The following is a 16352-nucleotide window of genomic DNA, read 5'->3' on the forward strand; positions in this document are numbered from 1 at the left end:
TTATTAGTTCGGAGTGGCGGTGCTGGGCTGCCAGGTAAAGGTTGCGAGCGAACCGGCGGGCAGAGTGTACATGAACGAGCTGCCGGAACCTACGACGGAAAATGTTTGTGCGGCGTCGGCGAAGTTGAGAACGAGAAGTGCGATGCCGCCGTCGGGATTCTGAAATGCGACGTTGAGCAGCTTCTGGTTTTCGAGATCGTTGGTGTCGATGTGGTGCGCGCCGGGGCGAACGAATTTGCTGGCGTGGCCGAGGGCGTAGTAGTCGCCGTTCTTGGTGACGACCGCGGGAGATTTGCTGGTGTCAACGGTGACGACGCCGCGGCAGGTATCGCATCCGCCGACAAACGGACCGTTCTTCTGGTCAAGCGCCATGTTCCAAAGTTCGACGGCCTTGGCCCAGTGGCGGGTGGACTGGATGATGAGCCAGGCTTCGGCGTGGAGCGGCTTTTCTTTCTGCCAGGTGCCGCCGGAACACTCGGTTTCCCACGCGTCCTTGTCGGGGAATTCGTCGTGGACTCGGGACTGCGTGGAGACGTCACCACCGTAGCAGTGCCAGGCGATGCCGGCAGCGTATTTCGCAGCGACCGGATCGCGAAGGATCGTCTCGGGATATTCCGGGTGGTCCCAGTTGTGGTCGTAGACCATGATCTTGGGATGGAGAGTCGCAGCGGCTAGCGCAGGGCCGAGGTTATCGCGCAGGAAGTTGCGCTGATCTTCGGCGGGAAAGAGCATGCCCGAATAGTTCCTGGGCTGGAAGAGGGCCTCGTTCTGCATGGTGAGCGCGTAGATCGGGACGCCGGCCTTTTCGTAGGCCTGGATGAACTTGACGAAGTATTGCGCGAGCGGGGCGTAGGAATCTTTGCGGAGTTCGCCACCGATGAGGGAGTCGGTGGTCTTCATCCATCCGGGCGGAGACCAGGGCGTGGCCATGATTTTTAGTTCGGGATTGATGGCGATGGCTTCGCGCAACGTCGGGAGGATGTAGGGCTCGTCGTGCGCGATGGAGAAGTGCGCGAGCGACGGGTCGGTCTGGCCCCGGGGAAGATCGTCGTACGAGTATTTCGTGAGCGCGAGATCGGAGGCGCCCATGGGCTGGCGCACGAAGTTGAGGCCGATTCCCTGCTTCGGATCGAAGAGGTCGGTCATGGTCTGCTTGCGCTGTTCAGGCGTGAGCTTGGTGTAGAGGAGCCAGGCGGAAGAATCGGTGAGCGACGCGCCGAAGCCATCGATGGTCTGATACTTCTTCGCGGCACTCACCGTGAGGGTTGTGCTGGAGGAACTTGGGCCCGGTGAAAATTTGAGTGCGGGTTTCGCCTGCATGGGCGTATGGAGGTCGGCGTCAGTTTCAATGACGGACACCTGCTGCGCGTGCACGGCAGAGAGAGACACAAGTAGGGCGAGTATGAAAGTGAGGCGTGTCATGTCGGGAAAAATTTCGCACAGACCCGTGAAAGAAACCACGGGTCTGTGCGGTGCTAGTGGAGGTTAGAAGCTAAAGCGGGCGCCGAGTTGGACTACACGGAAGCCGCTGGGGCCAGTGCCATATGTGCTCTGGGGTGTTCCCCAATCAGAACCCTGGGTTATGGACAACGCGTCGTTGGGTGAATACTCCCACGGACCATTGGTGTTGATCGTCCAGTGCGCGGCGCTGAAGTTCGTGTGGTTGAACACGTTGAAGGCTTCGAGACGAAGTTGAATGTTGTAGCGCTCATGGAACGGGATGTTCTTGAAGAGCGACATATCCCAGTTCTGCAAGCCGCCGTAGCGGATCTGGTCGCGTGAGCCACGCGGTGGCGGACCGATGCCGGGCAGCACCGGATTCCCGGAGCTGTCGAGGGTGTAGTAGTACTGGGTTGCACCCCACATGTTGCCGCCAGTCAGAGCACCGTGCTCCCAAGACCAGTTGTTTCCCATATCAACAGGGGTACCGGTCTGGAAGTTGGTAACTCCGCTCAACTGGTAGTTGTCGGTGATATAGCCGACCCATTTGGGTGCGTTGAAATGCTTGGCAAGGCCCGGGATGTCGTACACATAGTTCGCGGCGAACACATGGGTACGGTCCCAGCTCAAAGCACGGTAATCGACCAAGGCATTAAAGGCGTCTTGCGTATCCTGGTCGGAGTTAGCAGTGCCAAGGCTCTTTGAGTAGGTATAGACGGCGCCGAAGGTGAGTCCTTTGCCGTAGCGTTTCTGGAATGAGACTTGGAGCGAGTTGTAGTTAGACGTTCCACCCCAATCGAGGTAGGCGATCTGGCCATAGCCTCGGTAGGGAACCAGGAACGCGTCGGTATAGCCGGGATGACCATAGGCGCAGAGACCGCTAAAACTCAGACCGGCTGCGGTATAAATCGGATTGAGGTTGGGTTCCACATTCGGCACGGTACCGCCAAAGTTCGGCCCGCCTTCATAACTCAGATCGCAGTTGGGGTCCTGGTTCTGGCGTTCGAACGCTGCGCCGTAGGGCACTGCATTGATGTCGTGCGAGGTAACGAGGTGACGAGACAGAGAACCGACATAGGCGACGTCAATGGTGGAGCCCCACCCAATCTCGCGCTGGACGCCGAGGCTAAAGCTGTAGACGGTGGGTACCTTGCCGGAGAGATCGGCGCCGATCACGCCACCGAGAACTCCATTGCCAAAGCCGGGCGCTCCGCCGAACTGCTCAATGCTTCCGGAACCCAAGGATGCGGTTCTGACAGTGACCGGATTATTAAAGACTGGGTTGAAGATGAGGTTGCCTTGAACGCGGTCGTGCATCATGCCGAAGCCGCCGCGAAGGACCGTCTTGTGGTTAGAGAACGGATCCCACGCGAAACCGATGCGCGGTTCAGGCATGAAGCCGCGCGATCCCCAACCGCCAGCCGGGAGGTCGCCCATTTTGGTGAACCGCATGCCGTTGTACACATCGCCCGTACCGGGCATGATGTTGCCGCCGCCGTCCAACTCGACAGCGTTGGCGGGATTGTAGGCGTTGGGATCAAACAGGGCGATCTGCATATTGGCGTCGTACTGCGGCGGGATGTAAGCGAAACGCATGCCGTAGTCGAGGGTGAAGGTTGGTGTGAGTTTCCAGGTGTCCTGAACGTAAAGTTCCCATTGGTCGTAGCGGAACTTGCCGACGGGACGGGCGGTGGATTGGCTAAAGCTCTGGAATTGACCGAGCAATGCGCTGGCGATCGGGTCGCCGCATTGAAGTGAATTACTGTCGCAACCCGAAGGTGCGGTCTGGCCGGAATCGAAGCCGAATTGTCCGTTGATGTTTCCCCAGGCAATCTGGTCTTTGCGGTTCCGCTGGTAGAAGACGCCGGTCTTAAACGTATGGTTCTTGTAGGACCAAGTCAGGTTGTCGTTGACGTTGATCGTCGTATTCGCCTGTTTCCACGGGGTGGCGCCGAGATAAGGATTGGAGAACGCCACGTTGTTCATACCGTTGAAGGCGACGTCAGGAATGGTGTCGGTGAGTCCCGGATAGAGAACCGGAAGGTTGACGCCAAGCGCCGAGGAAGAAATACCGCCGTTGGATTCCGCCAGCGAGAGAGTGTGGCTGGGACCGATGGAGAACTCGTTCAACACGGTCGGGGTGATGGTGCTAACGAGGTTGACGGAGAAGTTCCAGCCGGGGTGCTTCTGGGTGCATCCGCCGTTAAACTCTGGAGCCGAGCAGGCGAAGATACCGAACGGGCCGGGGAACGGCGTATAAGGCGCGGTCATGGTGTCGGCATTGTGTGCCCAGCGACCATAAATGCGGTTCGCATTGTTGATCTGCCAATCGATACGAAGGATGTCTTCGCGGCGCGGATCGGGCGCGGAGGGCAGGGTCGAATAGTTGTACTGCTGCCCATTTACGGCAAAGCCAGGGACGTTGGGCATCGGGTACAGGTTCAGGATCTTCTGCATGTTGTCGAAGGTGGACTGCTGGGCGGGCGTAAGGGCATCGCGATTGATCTTGTTGCCGACGATGCCGGGCCCCGAGATCTCCACGGGAACGGAGATGGCGTTGCCGCTGGCATCCGTTCCGGGTCGAACCGATTGTGAGAAGTCGCCCTGCCGTTCGAGGGCAGTTGGGACGTAAGCCTGGATGGTGTTGCCAAGGGGAACGTACTGGCGGTAGTACTCCTGGTTCCAGAAGAAGAACAGTTTGTTCTTGAGGACCGGGCCGCCGATGGAGTAGCCCACGTAGTTGTAGCGATACTTGGCTGGTTCGTTATCGCTTCCTGCGGCGAGTTCGGCTTGCTTGTTGAAATATTCGTTGGCGTTCAGGCCTTCGTGACGATGGTAGAAGCGGCCATTGCCATGCCAATCGTTGGTCCCGGACTTGGTGGTAAGGGCAATTTGTCCGCCGGCGGCTTTGCCGTATTCGGCCTGGTAGTTCGAGGTAAGGACTTTCACTTCCTCGATGGCGTCGGGATTGATAGTGATGTGGGTGCCACCGTTGTTGCCGGTATCCACGTTAGAAGCGCCGTCAATCGTGTACTCGTGCTGATTGGCGCGGGTGCCGTTGATGTTGAAGGCGTCGTTACCGCCGGTGCCGGAGGCGTGACCGTCATACATGCCGGAAACGCCGGGGACGAGCTTCATGTAGTCGAGGACGTTGCGCCCGTTGAGTGCGACTTCATTGAGCTGCTTGCTGGTGATGATATCGGAGCGCTCGCCGGAGTTGCTCTGCAGCTGGAGCTGTGCGGCGTCGGCGGTAACAGTAACTTGACTATCGGTGGTGCCGACAGGAAGGGCGAACTGGCCGGCGTTTAACTTGTCAGCCGCATTGAGGATGACGCCTTCCTTCTTAAGGGCCTTGAAACCCTTGGACTCCACAGTGACGGTGTATGTGGCAGGCGGAAGGTTCGGAATGACGAACTCGCCGGTGCCGGAAGCCGTAACCGTACGGGTGACGCCGATCGAGTCGGCGTGCGCGGTCACCTTTGCGCCGGGAATCACCGCGCCGCTGGGGTCTGTGACATCTCCGAACATGGTGCCGGAAGTGACTTGGGCGAAGGAGAGGGTGGAAAGGAAAGTTAGAACGGTGATGAGAAGAATTAGGCTAGATGCCTTGGCCCAGGGGCCACGGCGTCGGCCAAGAGGCGACCTCGACGCTCTTAGACGCAACATGCAGTTATCTCCCGAAGTAGTTGGAGCTTATACGCGAAGGGCTTTATTGCCGATCGCGGGTGACGTGGTTCGCAAGTGGACACTGAAGCTCGGTTTACAGTCGTTTACGTTAATGTGCGCACTTGCGGGGCGACCGATTACAAACATCGGCCTGATCCCGAAGAACCATTAGGTTTGGCCTGCGGGCGGATTCCCGGGCGAAAACACTCGCGAAGAACCGATGGCAGGAGAAAACCTGAATCGGAGCGTAGGGTTAATAGGTAGTGAACGTCTTCTTGAACTCCCAATATTTTGCTGAGGAAGTTCTGAGGGTGGAGTTTCGGGACGTTACAACGGGCTGTAACATGGGGCGCAAACCCGCGAAAAATCTAGGTATAATCGGCTTTGAGGAACTCTGTGAGGCGGCGTAGGTGAAGGGCTCGTTCCATATCGCAGATTGGGAGGTCGAGCCTCAGATCAACCAAGTAAGGCGTCAGAACCACTCCTTCCATCTTGAACCGAAGGTGATGCAAGTCCTGGTGGAGTTGGCCGCACACTCGGATGAAGTTCTCTCCAAGGAACATCTGATCCACGCAGTTTGGTCGGACACGTTCGTCAGCGACGACGTGTTGACGCGTTGCATCTCGGAGATCCGGCGAGTGCTGGACGACGATGCGCGCGCGCCGAAGATCATCCAGACGATCCCGAAATCGGGCTACCGGCTGATTGCGCCGGTGGTGTTCGACAAGGCCGCGCCTCCAAAGAATGGGTCGTCGAATGGGTCGACGGCAACGGTTGAGGCGGCGACGGTGGAGACGCCTCCTCTGAAGACCGCTGAGACGCCGCGGAAGAACCTGGCGCCGTGGATTGTTGCGGTCGGCGTATTGGCGATTGCCGTGGTTTACTTCGCGATACGAGCTACTCGTCCGCCGGTAGCCCAACCGGGGCCGGAGGAGAGCTACAGGACGATTCCCTTCACGTCGTATCCGGGATCGCAGACGCAACCGGCGTTTTCGCCGGATGGGAACCAAGTGGCGTTCGTGTGGAATGGCGAGGGCGGAGAGAACCGGAACATCTACGTAAAGATCATCGGGTCGGAGACACCGCTGCAGCTTACGCACGACGCCGGGCAGGATTACAGCCCGACGTGGTCGCCGGATGGACGGTCCATTGCGTTCCTAAGATATACGGACACGGACCGCGGCATCTTTATGGTGCCGGCGCTGGGTGGGGCGGAGCACAAGGTTTTTACGCCGACGGGGATCGTGGAGTGGGAGCGCAATGCGCTCTCGTGGTCGCCGGATGGAAAACGGCTGATCTTCTCCGATGGGAAGAGTGCGAACTCGCCAAGCTCGATTTTCGAACTGGATCTGGAAACGGGGACGGCAAAGGCGATTACGTCACCACCGAAGTTGTGGGACGGCGACAGCGGGCCGGCGTTCTCACCAGATGGAAAGAAGATTGCGTTCGTCCGCGGGTCTGAGGGATGGGTACAGGACCTGTACGTGATGGATGCGGCGGGCGGCGAACCAACGCGACTGACGAACGATGGCCGCATGATGGCGAGCATCAGTTGGGCGGCGGATGGGAAGTCGATTGTGTACTCGTCGAACCGTGCGGGAAAGTTTTCGCTATGGCGGATTCCGGCGACAGGCGGCACGGCCGAGCGCATTGGCGTGGGCACAGAAGATGCATTCGGGCCTAGCGTTTCACGGAATGGCGATCACTTGGCTTACACGCAGGGGAGTTCGATTTACGGGATCCACCGCCTGGATTTGAAAGCACCAAAGAGCGCGGCGACGACGATCTTGAGTTCGACGCAGCAGGATTCTGCGCCGAAGCTTTCGCCGGATGGAAGTCGCGTGGCGTTCCAGTCGTGGCGATCGGGGACGCAGGAAGTTTGGGTTGCGGGCAGCGATGGGAAAAATCCGGAGCGGGTGACTTCGTTTGAGAAGTCGCTGACGGGGAGCCCTTCGTGGTCGCCGGATGGAAAGCAGTTGGCCTTCGACGCGCGGCCGGAGGGACGTTCGCACATCTATGCGCTGCGATTGGATGGCGGGCAGCCGAAAGCCGTGACGGACGGGGATTTCAACGACATTCTGCCGAATTGGTCGAGCGATGGAAAGTGGGTTTATTTTGCGTCGAACCGCGGCGGGGCTTGGCAAATTTGGAAGGCGCCGAGCGAAGGCGGAACTCCGCAACAGGTTACGAAGCATGGCGGATTCGTTGGGCAGGAATCCTTCGACGGCAAGTGGCTGTACTTCGCGAAGCCGGACGCGGTGGGACTGTTCCGGATGCCGGTAAGCGGTGGCGACGAACAGAAGATCATGAATCAGCCGCCGGAAGCGTACTGGGGATATTGGTCGCTGACCCCGAATGGAATTTATTACCTGAACGAGACCGGCGGGAAGATGTCGATTGAGTTCGCCGAATTGGATGGGACGCATCCGACTCGCGTGCATGTACTTGAACGAGGGCTGCCGCCGTTTTCGGGGCTATCGGTTACGCCGGATGGGAAGACGCTCTTGTACAACGATCGGGTTGAGGCGGGGAGCCATATTACGCTGGTGGATGGGTTCCGATAGCAGGGGCTGAAGCCCATTCCTTTGAGGGCTCTTTTCGGCATCGCTGAAGCGATGCCCTGATACACAGCAGGAAGCGTGTTTAGAAACAGCAACGTGGATAGAACGCACGGCATGTGGGAAAGAGTCGTGAGGCGACAGGGGCGAAAGCCCATTTCCTTTGAGGGCTTTTTTCGGCATCGCTGAAGCGATGCCCTGATACACAGCAGAATGCGTGCTTAGAAACAGCAACGTGGGTAGAACACACGTCATGTGGGAAAGAGTCGTGGGGCGATAGGGGTCGTTCGACTGCGCGCACTGCGTGCGCTCCGCTCAGGATGACAGAAATCCAAAAACAAAATCAAAAGCAAAGACCCCGCCCTATCGCTTCGCGATAAGAACGGGGCACCCTTGTGAGAGCTAGTGAGCGATGGTGACCAGGCGGACTATGTCACTGGGGCGGTAGCCTTTGGGCATATTGGTTAGCTTGGGGAGCTTGCCGCGGTACATGGCGATTTCATCGCAGGCCTGGTTTCTTGGGCAGCGCATGCAGTCTTTGTAGACCTTGTCGGGAAGGCGGTCGCGATCGGCTTCCTTGAAACCGAGGCTTCCGAAAAATTCGGGCACGCGGGTGAAGAGGCAGACGCAGGTGACGTCGTGGTGCTTGGCTTCTTCGAGGAGCGCGTTGACGATTTCGACGCCCAGTTTGCGACCACGATACTCATTGAGGATGTTGATTGAGCGGATCTCGGCGAGGTGCATGCCGTAGAGGTGTAGCGCGCCGCAGCCGACAATTTTGCCATCGATCTCGGCGACGACGAAGTCACGGATGTCGGCGCAGATCTCGGTCATCGTGCGCGGCAGCAGGGTGCCATCGGACGTGTGAGCGCGAATGAGTTCGTCGATGCGGGCGGCATCGCGAAGAACGGCGTTACGCACTGACATGTTGCACCTCCCCAATAGCAATGAGCTTTTTCTTTGCAGCCTTGAGGGCCGTCGATACCTGATTGGGAGCGGTGCCGCCAGCGACATTCTTCTGGGCGAGCACGGCGGGTAGTTGCAGAGCGGCGTAGAAGCTGTCGTCCGCGGCGATGCCGAGGTTGCGTAGATCGTCGGCGCTGAGGTCGTGGAGTTCGCAGTGTTTTTCGACGGCGAGCTTCACCGCGGCGCCAATGAGTTCGTGGGCGCGGCGGAATGGAATTCCCTGCTGCACGAGGTATCCCGCGGCAGCCATGGCGTTCATGTAGCCGGTACTGGCAGCGGTGTGCATGACAGCCGTGTTGAACTTTACGGCGCGGAGGAAGCCGGCGGTGATGCGCAACATGGCAATGCACTCTTCGGCGCTGGCGAAGACGGGCTGCTGAGTCTCCTGCATGTCCTTGTTATAGGCAAGCGGAAGAGCTTTGAGCGTGACCGCCAACTGCATGGCGTGCGCTAAGAGTGCTGCAGACTTGCCGCGGACGAGTTCGAGAGAATCCGGGTTCTTCTTCTGCGGCATGGCGCTGCTGCCGGTGGCGAACTGTTCCGGCAACTGGAGGAAACCGAATTCGGTGGTGGCGAAGAGGATCATCTCTTCGGCCATGCGGCTGAGGTGCAGGCCGATGACGCTGAGCGATTGCACGAATTCGATGGCGAAGTCGCGATCGCTGGTGGCGTCTATGGAGTTGGCGGTGGGAGCGTCGAAACCGAGGAGCGTGGCGATGTAACCACGATCGAGGGCGACGAAGGTTCCAGCGACAGCAGCGGAGCCGAGCGGGCAGAGGTTGGCGCGCTTGCGGCAATCGGCGAGACGGGTGATGTCGCGGAAGAACATTTCCGCGTAAGCGAGCAGCCAGTGCGCGATCAGCACGGGCTCGGCGCGCTGGAGATGCGTGTACGACGGCATGGCGGCTTCACCAACAGATTCAGCGCGCTCGATGAGAGCGGCGATGACGTCGGCGATAAGAAGAGTGGTTTCATCGATCTGTTCGCGCACGTAGAGGCGCAGGTCAGTGGCGATCTGCTCGTTGCGGCTGCGTCCGGTGTGGAGCTTGCGGCCGACTTCGCCGGCGATCTCAATGAGACGCGATTCGACAAAGTGATGCACATCTTCAATGCTGGGATCGTCGGCATCGGGCGCGCCGTCGCGGGCGATCTGCGCGAGGCCGGACTTGATGAGCGCGAGTTCTTCGCTGCTCAACACGCCGGCCTTGGCCAAGGCTGTGGCATGGGCGCCACTGGCGGCGACCTCATGCCTCAGCAGTTTTTTGTCGAAGGGCAGCGATCTCTGCCAGCTCTCGAACTCGGGGTCGAGAGACTGAGAGAAGCGCCCGGACCACATCTTCATTTCGACACCTTTTCTTTGCCGGCGTTCTCGATGAGCGCACGCGAACGCGCGGGCAGTCCGAGAATGCGGATGAAGCCTTCGGCGTCCTTCTGGTCGTAGCCCGCACCCATGGTGAAGCTGGCGATGTCGGGACGATAGAGCGATTTGGGCGAGGTGCGCCCGGCTACGGCGATGTTGCCCTTGTAGAGGGCGAGCTTCACGGCGCCGGCAATGTTCTTCTGCGTGCTCGCGACGAAAGCGTCGAGCGATTCGCGCAGCGGCGTGAACCAGAGGCCGAAGTACACGAGTTCCGCCCACTTGAGCGCGACTTCCTGCTTGTAGTGCAGGGTGTCGCGATCGAGACAGAGGGCCTCGAGTTCGCGATGCGCGGCGAGCAGCAGAGATCCGCCGGGGGTCTCATAGCAGCCACGCGACTTGATGCCGACGAAGCGGTTCTCGACGAGATCGATGCGGCCGATGGCGTTGCGCGCGCCAATTTCATTGAGCAACTCGATGAGCGCGAGCGGTTCGAGCTTCATGCCGTTGATGGAAACCGGCACGCCGCCTTCGAATCCGATGGTGACTTCTTCGACGCGATCGGGCGCTTCCTGCGGGGACTTGGTCCACGTCCAAGTGGTATCGAGTGGAGCGTTGTTGGGATCTTCGAGTTCCCCGCCCTCGTGGCTAACGTGCAGCAAGTTGCGATCGCGGGAGTGGATCTTCTCGCGGCTCTGCGCAACGGAGATGCCATGGGCTTCGGCGTAGTCGAGACAATCTTCGCGGGACTTCAGCGTCCATTCGCGCCAGGGAGCGATGATCTTGAGTTCCGGCGCGAGCGCCTGGAAGGCATGTTCGAAGCGGACCTGGTCGTTGCCCTTGCCAGTGCAGCCGTGCGAGACCGCAGTGGCGCCTTCGGCGAGTGCGACTTCGACTTGCGCCTTCGCGATCGGCGGACGTGCGAGCGAAGTTCCGAGCAGATACTTGTGCTCGTAGACCGCGCCGGTGGAGATCGCGGGATAGACGTACTGGGTGAGGAACTCCTCGCGGAGGTCCTTTACGATGACTTTGGAAGCGCCCGTTTTATGAGCCTTCGCTACGACGGCATCGATGTCGTCGCCCTGTCCGACGTCACCAACCATGGCAATGACGTCGCAGCTATAGTTTTCCTTCAGCCAAGGAATGATGATGGAGGTATCAAGGCCTCCGGAATAAGCAAGAACGATTTTTTCACGCATGGGCACTCCTTGAGGGGAAGCGGTGAGCGGTTCCGCCACCGAGCAACATTAATAAGATGGCCTTCTGAGCATGGAGCCGGTTTTCGGCCTGGTCGAAGACTACGGAGCTTGGAGAATCTATCACGTCGGCGGTGACTTCGTCGCCACGGTGCGCGGGCAGGCAGTGCATGAATTTCGCCTTCTTCGCGGCCTGCGACATGAGCTTGGCATTGACCTGGAAGGGCAGGAATATCTGCTGCCGCTCGGCAGCTTCGGATTCCTGACCCATGCTGGCCCAGACATCGGTGTAGATAGCTTGCGCGCCGGTGACGGCAGCGACGGCGTCGGTGGTGACGTCGATCGTGGCGCCGGTGGACTTGGCAATTTTCTGCGCCTGCTTGAGGACTTGCACGCTGGGCTCATAGCCCTTCGGCGTGCCGACGGTGAGGTTGGCACCGACGCTGGCGCAGGCGAGCATGAGCGAGTGCGCCACGTTGTTGCCGTCGCCGACGAAGGCGACCTTCAGTTTGCGCAGCGAGCCGAAGTGTTCCTTCAAGGTGAGGACGTCGGCGAGCGCCTGGCAGGGATGCTCGTGGTCGCTGAGCGCGTTGATCACGGGGATCGATGAGTGCTCGGCCATGACGGAGCAGGTATCGTGCGCGAAGGTGCGCAGAACGATGCCATCGACCCAGCGCTCGAGGTTGTGCGCGATGTCGCTGAGCGGTTCGCGCGCACCGAGGCGCGAGGCGCCCTGGTCCACGAAGAAGGAGACGCCGCCGAGAGAGCTGATGCCGGACTCGAAGGTGATGCGGGTACGGAGCGACGGTTTCTCGAAGAACATGACGACTTGCTTGCCGGCGAGCGCGCCGCGGAAGTCCGCAGGGTGGACCTTCATCGCGGAGGCGAGATCGAGTGCAGAGGTGATCTCCTCGGGCGTGAAGTCGGTGATGGAGACGAGGTCGCGGTCGTTGGTGTTCTTGACCGAAGTGACCTTGCGGGGCGTGATGTGCGCCATCGGTAGGGTTGTCATGGTTGCTCCTTTACAGCTGATTCAGTGGTGCAGGGGCTAAAGCCCAAAAACGAATGAAGCTTGTTTCGGCAGCGCTAAAGCGCTGCCCTGATACAAAGCGTGCTCGTTCGGCAGCGCTAAAGCGCTGCCCTGATACAGAACTCATACAGTGGCCACCAGTTCGGTGCCGAAGGCTATGGGTGATTCGAAGAGCGACGGCAGGGCTTCTGCTTTCGTCGCGGGCAAAATTCGTACGCTACCGACTCCGGCTTGGAGGGCGCGTTTACAGGCTTCGAGCTTCGGCAACATGCCGCCGCTCACGATTCCGTTGGCGATAAGAGATTCGATGCGATCGAGGCCGAGACGGTTGAGCACATCTCCGTTCGCATCTTTCACTCCAGGCACGTCGGTGAGAAAAATTAATGTGTCCGCAATGCAGGCAGCGGCAAGGGCCGAAGCCATCTCGTCGGCGTTGATGTTGTAGAACTCGCCGTCGGCGCCCTGCGCGAGGCTGGCTACGACAGGCACGGCGTTGTTTGCCCAGAGGTGCGCGATGGCTTCTTCGTTCACGCTGGCGATTTCGCCGACGAAACCAAGATCTTCCGCGAGTGGCTTCTTGCGGGCGACGCAGAGATGAAGATCGCTGCCGCAGAGCCCGATGGCGGGCTGGCCGACAGCGCCGATCGCTGCTGCAAGCTGCTTGTTGAGCAGGCCGCCGAGAACCATGAGAGCGACGTCGCGGGTACGGGCGTCGGTGACGCGGAGGCCGTTGAGGAACTTGGGCTCGATGCCGAGTTCCTTGAGAGTTCGGCTGAGGGCTGCGCCGCCGCCATGCACGACGAGGACGTGATGGCCATCTTTCGCGAGCGAGGCGACCGTGGTGCAGAACTGCCCAACGAGATCTTTGTTTTCGAGGGCGGCGCCGCCGATTTTTAGGACGATCTTCATTGCAGGCCCTCTCGTTCGTCGAAGCCGAACATCAGGTTCATGTTCTGGATCGCCTGTCCGGCTGCGCCTTTGACTAGGTTGTCAAGACAAGAGACGAGGACTGCGCGCGAGCCGTCGGGCGAGAGCTGGAAGCCGATATCGCAGTAGTTGGTGTGCAGCGAGTACTTGATCTGCGGCAGCTTGCCGGGCGCGAAGACGCGCACGAAGGGCTTACCGACGGCGAATTCTTTCAGGCTGTACTCGAGGACCTCGGCGGTAACGCCAGTCTTCGGGCGAACGTAGATCGTCGAGAGAATGCCGCGCGGAATCGGCAGCAAGTGCGGCGTGAACTGAAGCTGCGAAGCTTCGAGACCGAGCTGCTCGAGCATTTCTCCGGTGTGGCGATGGCCGAAAACGCTGTAGGCGGAGAGGCTGTCGGCGACTTCTACGAAGTGAGTCGTCGGACTCGGTGCCTTGCCGGCGCCACTGACGCCGGACTTGGAGTCGCAGATTACTCCGAATTCGAGGTCGATCAAGCCGTCGTTGGTCCAGGCCGCAAGAGCGAGGATGATCGAGGTCGCATAGCAGCCAGGGTTGGCGACGAGCTCTGCTTTTTCGATTGCATATTTATGCAATTCGGGGCTGCCGTAGACGGCCTGCTGGTCGAGCAGGGCTGCTTGAGCCGGGTCATGATCTTCGAACTTGTACACGGCACGGTTAGTTGCTTCCTTCAAACGCCACGCGCCGCTGAGGTCCACGACGCGAAAGCCGCGGTCGCCCGCTTCGATCGCGAGTTCGCGGGAGACTTCGTGCGGGGTGCAGAAGAAGATGACGTCCGTGCCTTTGGCCTTGAGTGCGTCCCACGAGAATGCGTCCATCACGAGCTGGCCGTAGCCGTTGCCGGAGAGCTGCGGGTACCAGTCGGCAAGGTTCGGCGACTGCGTGGGATCGGGATTCACGCGGAAGAGCGCAGGCTGCTTGACGGACGGATGCGCGAGCAACCGCTTGGTCAACTCATAGCCGGAATAGCCGGTAGCGCCGAGAACGGCGGACTGGACAGCAGCGGACATTTAGGCGATGAGCTCCTTGATGCGGGACTGGAGCTTTTCGGCGTCCTTGTTGCTTGGGGTGACGACGAAGATGGTGTCGTCGCCACCGACGGTGCCCACGACTTCGGGCCAGCCTTCGGCGTCGAGCGCTGCGGCCACGGGCTGGGCGCTGCCGGCACTGGTCTTCACTACGACGGTGTTCTGCGCGATCTTCACGTCGTATACGAACTCGCGGATGAGACGCTCGACGGAGGGAAGCCAGGCAGCATTGGAGTCATCTTCGGAAGATGGGAACTGGTAGCCCTCACCGGTTTTGACGAGGCCGAGTTCGTGAATGTCGCGAGAGAGGGTGGCCTGGGTTACACGATGTCCGCGCTTGAACAGCAGCCGGCGCAGCTCATCCTGGTTCTGCACAGGATGGCTGGTGATGGCGTCGCGAATTGCGGCGTGCCGGGAGAGCTTAGACATCGATCCTCTTCAATATGCATAAATTCAATATGCATAAATATGCATTCACTGGAATAATTATTCCAAGAATGAGTGGGCGAGTCAAGTTATGGAAAGGGTTCTTTGTAAAAATTTGAGGGGGGCAAAATTGAGGGCGCGCAGAGGGAGAGATTTGTGAGAGGGCAGGGGTCCTTCGACTCCGTTTCGCTTCGCCAAACTCCGCTCAGGATGACAGACGAGCCCCGGTTTTGCCGGGGCTCGTCGAGGGGACTCAGGGGGGAGGGCTGAACTTCGGGCTAACGGCGCTGCACAGCGCAGTTTTTACAAAAAAGCAAGCTTACTAACGTCACTTGCGAGAAAGCCATGCTGGGGGAGAGCATGACTCGTGCGGCTATGACTGCGGAGGCCCTGGGGCGGCCAGCAGCCACGGCGCGTACGTTCGTAGCAATTCCCGTATTTCCGTCTGGTCGGGCGTAGCCTCATCGTGGGCAGCCTTGCGCAACATTGATTCCACGAGAGCGTGAAGCGCAGCCAGCGATACGGGCTTGCGAACCAGTCCAGCGATCTTCGCGAGGCGAGGATCGTTGGAGATATCGTCAGTGGGGAGGCCGGTAATCAACAAAACCGGCACTCCGATCTTCCAGGCAGCGAATGCGATTTCCAGGCCGTCGGCGCGATCGCGACCGGTGAGATGGATATCGCTAAGAACGCCGTCAATCTCCTGCCAACCTAGCCAATCGATTGCGGTATCGCGATTTTCTGTCGCGGAGACCTCGAAGCCGCTGGCCTCAAAGTACTCTTTGTAGTTCGCGAGGAGGGCGGGCTCGTCTTCAACGATCAGAAGGCGTCGCGGAGATGTGACGGCGTCAGACATAGTGACTCATTATTGCCCAGTGGCAATTGTCACGCCAAAGTGAAGGAATTGATAAATAGGGAGTTATTGATTTTCAAGGATGGGCTTATGTCTGGATTCTGGAAAGCGGAAACCAGAATCGGGACTCCGGGCTACTTTGGCGTTCTGGGCAGAAAAGAATATGGATGTGACCGGCATCACTGCCGAACCGTGGGGTGGGGCGGAGACTGATATCCGGCAGCGAACCGAACCAGACGACTGCCCGCGGACGCTTCTCCCGACGAGCGGGTCCGTGTGTCGCCTCCACAAAGGACGACAGGAGGACACATGAAACGCATTCTTTGTATTTCTGCGGCGATCGCCATTCTTTCTTTCTTCGTTGCCGCGCAAACCCCCACCGCGAAAGATTCCAGCAAACCCGAGATCAATAAAGTTGCCGCGCCGCACACGAACCCGGCGGACGGCAAGGCAATGTTCAGCGCGTATTGTGCTTCGTGCCATGGCGCGACAGCCAAGGGCGATGGCCCGGCAGCGGCAGCACTGAAGGTCCCGCCGACCGACTTGACGAAGCTGGCGAAGAACAGCGGCGGCACGTATCCGATGCTGCATGTGAAGGAATCCATTCGCAACGCAGACGCACCGGCTCACGGCAGCAAAGATATGCCGGTCTGGGGACCGGTATTCCGGAACCTGAGCCAGGGGAGCCAGTCGCAGGTGGAACTGCGGATTGCGAACCTTGCGAAGTACATCGAGACGTTGCAGGCTAAGTAGGCATTTACGGAGTGCTGGACGACGGCAGAACAGCAGATCCTTCGCTTTGCTCTGGATGACAGGAGAGAGCGATGGAGATGCGGGCGGTATGGGCTGGCCGCGAGGCATTGGTACGGCTGAAGTCGTGGTGC

12 protein-coding genes are annotated in these 16352 nt (G+C 59.6%); 2 read left to right on the forward strand and 10 right to left on the reverse strand.

Features of this window, described 5'->3' with window-relative positions; translation table 11 throughout:
* Positions 1-3: 3 nt before the first annotated feature.
* Entirely contained in the window at positions 4-1422 is a 1419-nt protein-coding gene (locus ACID345_RS21575; RefSeq protein WP_011524952.1) for a glycoside hydrolase family 30 protein, read from the reverse strand.
* 63 nt (positions 1423-1485) lie between these two features.
* Entirely contained in the window at positions 1486-5106 is a 3621-nt protein-coding gene (locus ACID345_RS21580; RefSeq protein ID WP_011524953.1) for a TonB-dependent receptor, read from the reverse strand.
* 410 nt (positions 5107-5516) lie between these two features.
* Between ACID345_RS21580 and ACID345_RS21590 the strand changes: the two genes are divergently transcribed.
* Positions 5517-7670 (forward strand): winged helix-turn-helix domain-containing protein, encoded by a 2154-nt coding sequence (locus tag ACID345_RS21590; RefSeq protein WP_011524954.1) that lies wholly within the window; start codon positions 5517-5519, stop codon positions 7668-7670.
* 396 nt (positions 7671-8066) lie between these two features.
* On the opposite strand, the gene ACID345_RS21595 is transcribed toward ACID345_RS21590, so the two are convergent.
* From ACID345_RS21595 to ACID345_RS25970, 8 genes are all read right to left on the reverse strand, one after another.
* Entirely contained in the window at positions 8067-8591 is a 525-nt protein-coding gene (locus ACID345_RS21595) for an N-acetyltransferase (RefSeq protein ID WP_011524955.1), read from the reverse strand.
* Positions 8578-9972, reverse strand: a complete 1395-nt coding sequence (gene argH, locus ACID345_RS21600; protein ID WP_011524956.1) for an argininosuccinate lyase — start codon at positions 9970-9972, stop codon at positions 8578-8580. Before argH ends, ACID345_RS21595 begins: the two co-directional genes overlap by 14 nt.
* Complete coding sequence (locus tag ACID345_RS21605) at positions 9969-11186, reverse strand: argininosuccinate synthase (RefSeq protein WP_011524957.1); 1218 nt, start codon at positions 11184-11186, stop codon at positions 9969-9971. The genes argH and ACID345_RS21605 overlap by 4 nt, the downstream gene beginning before the upstream one ends.
* Positions 11179-12195 (reverse strand): ornithine carbamoyltransferase, encoded by a 1017-nt coding sequence (gene argF / locus ACID345_RS21610; RefSeq protein WP_011524958.1) that lies wholly within the window; start codon positions 12193-12195, stop codon positions 11179-11181. Before argF ends, ACID345_RS21605 begins: the two co-directional genes overlap by 8 nt.
* A 141-nt stretch (positions 12196-12336) precedes the next feature.
* Complete coding sequence (argB, locus tag ACID345_RS21615; RefSeq protein WP_011524959.1) at positions 12337-13122, reverse strand: acetylglutamate kinase; 786 nt, start codon at positions 13120-13122, stop codon at positions 12337-12339.
* Positions 13119-14171: an N-acetyl-gamma-glutamyl-phosphate reductase gene (gene argC / locus ACID345_RS21620; protein WP_011524960.1), complete on the reverse strand. Its 1053-nt coding sequence runs from the start codon at positions 14169-14171 to the stop codon at positions 13119-13121. Before argC ends, argB begins: the two co-directional genes overlap by 4 nt.
* Positions 14172-14618 (reverse strand): arginine repressor, encoded by a 447-nt coding sequence (locus tag ACID345_RS21625; RefSeq protein WP_011524961.1) that lies wholly within the window; start codon positions 14616-14618, stop codon positions 14172-14174. It lies immediately after the preceding gene.
* Positions 14619-14988: 370 nt separating this feature from the next.
* A complete protein-coding gene (locus ACID345_RS25970; RefSeq protein ID WP_011524962.1) occupies positions 14989-15471 on the reverse strand; it encodes a response regulator in 483 nt (160 codons plus the stop codon).
* A 306-nt stretch (positions 15472-15777) separates the two neighbouring features.
* Between ACID345_RS25970 and ACID345_RS25975 the strand changes: the two genes are divergently transcribed.
* Positions 15778-16221, forward strand: a complete 444-nt coding sequence (locus ACID345_RS25975) for a c-type cytochrome (protein WP_011524963.1) — start codon at positions 15778-15780, stop codon at positions 16219-16221.
* Positions 16222-16352 lie beyond the last annotated feature (131 nt).

The sequence above is a fragment of the Candidatus Koribacter versatilis Ellin345 genome (assembly GCF_000014005.1).
GTDB lineage: Bacteria > Acidobacteriota > Terriglobia > Terriglobales > Acidobacteriaceae > Korobacter > Korobacter versatilis_A.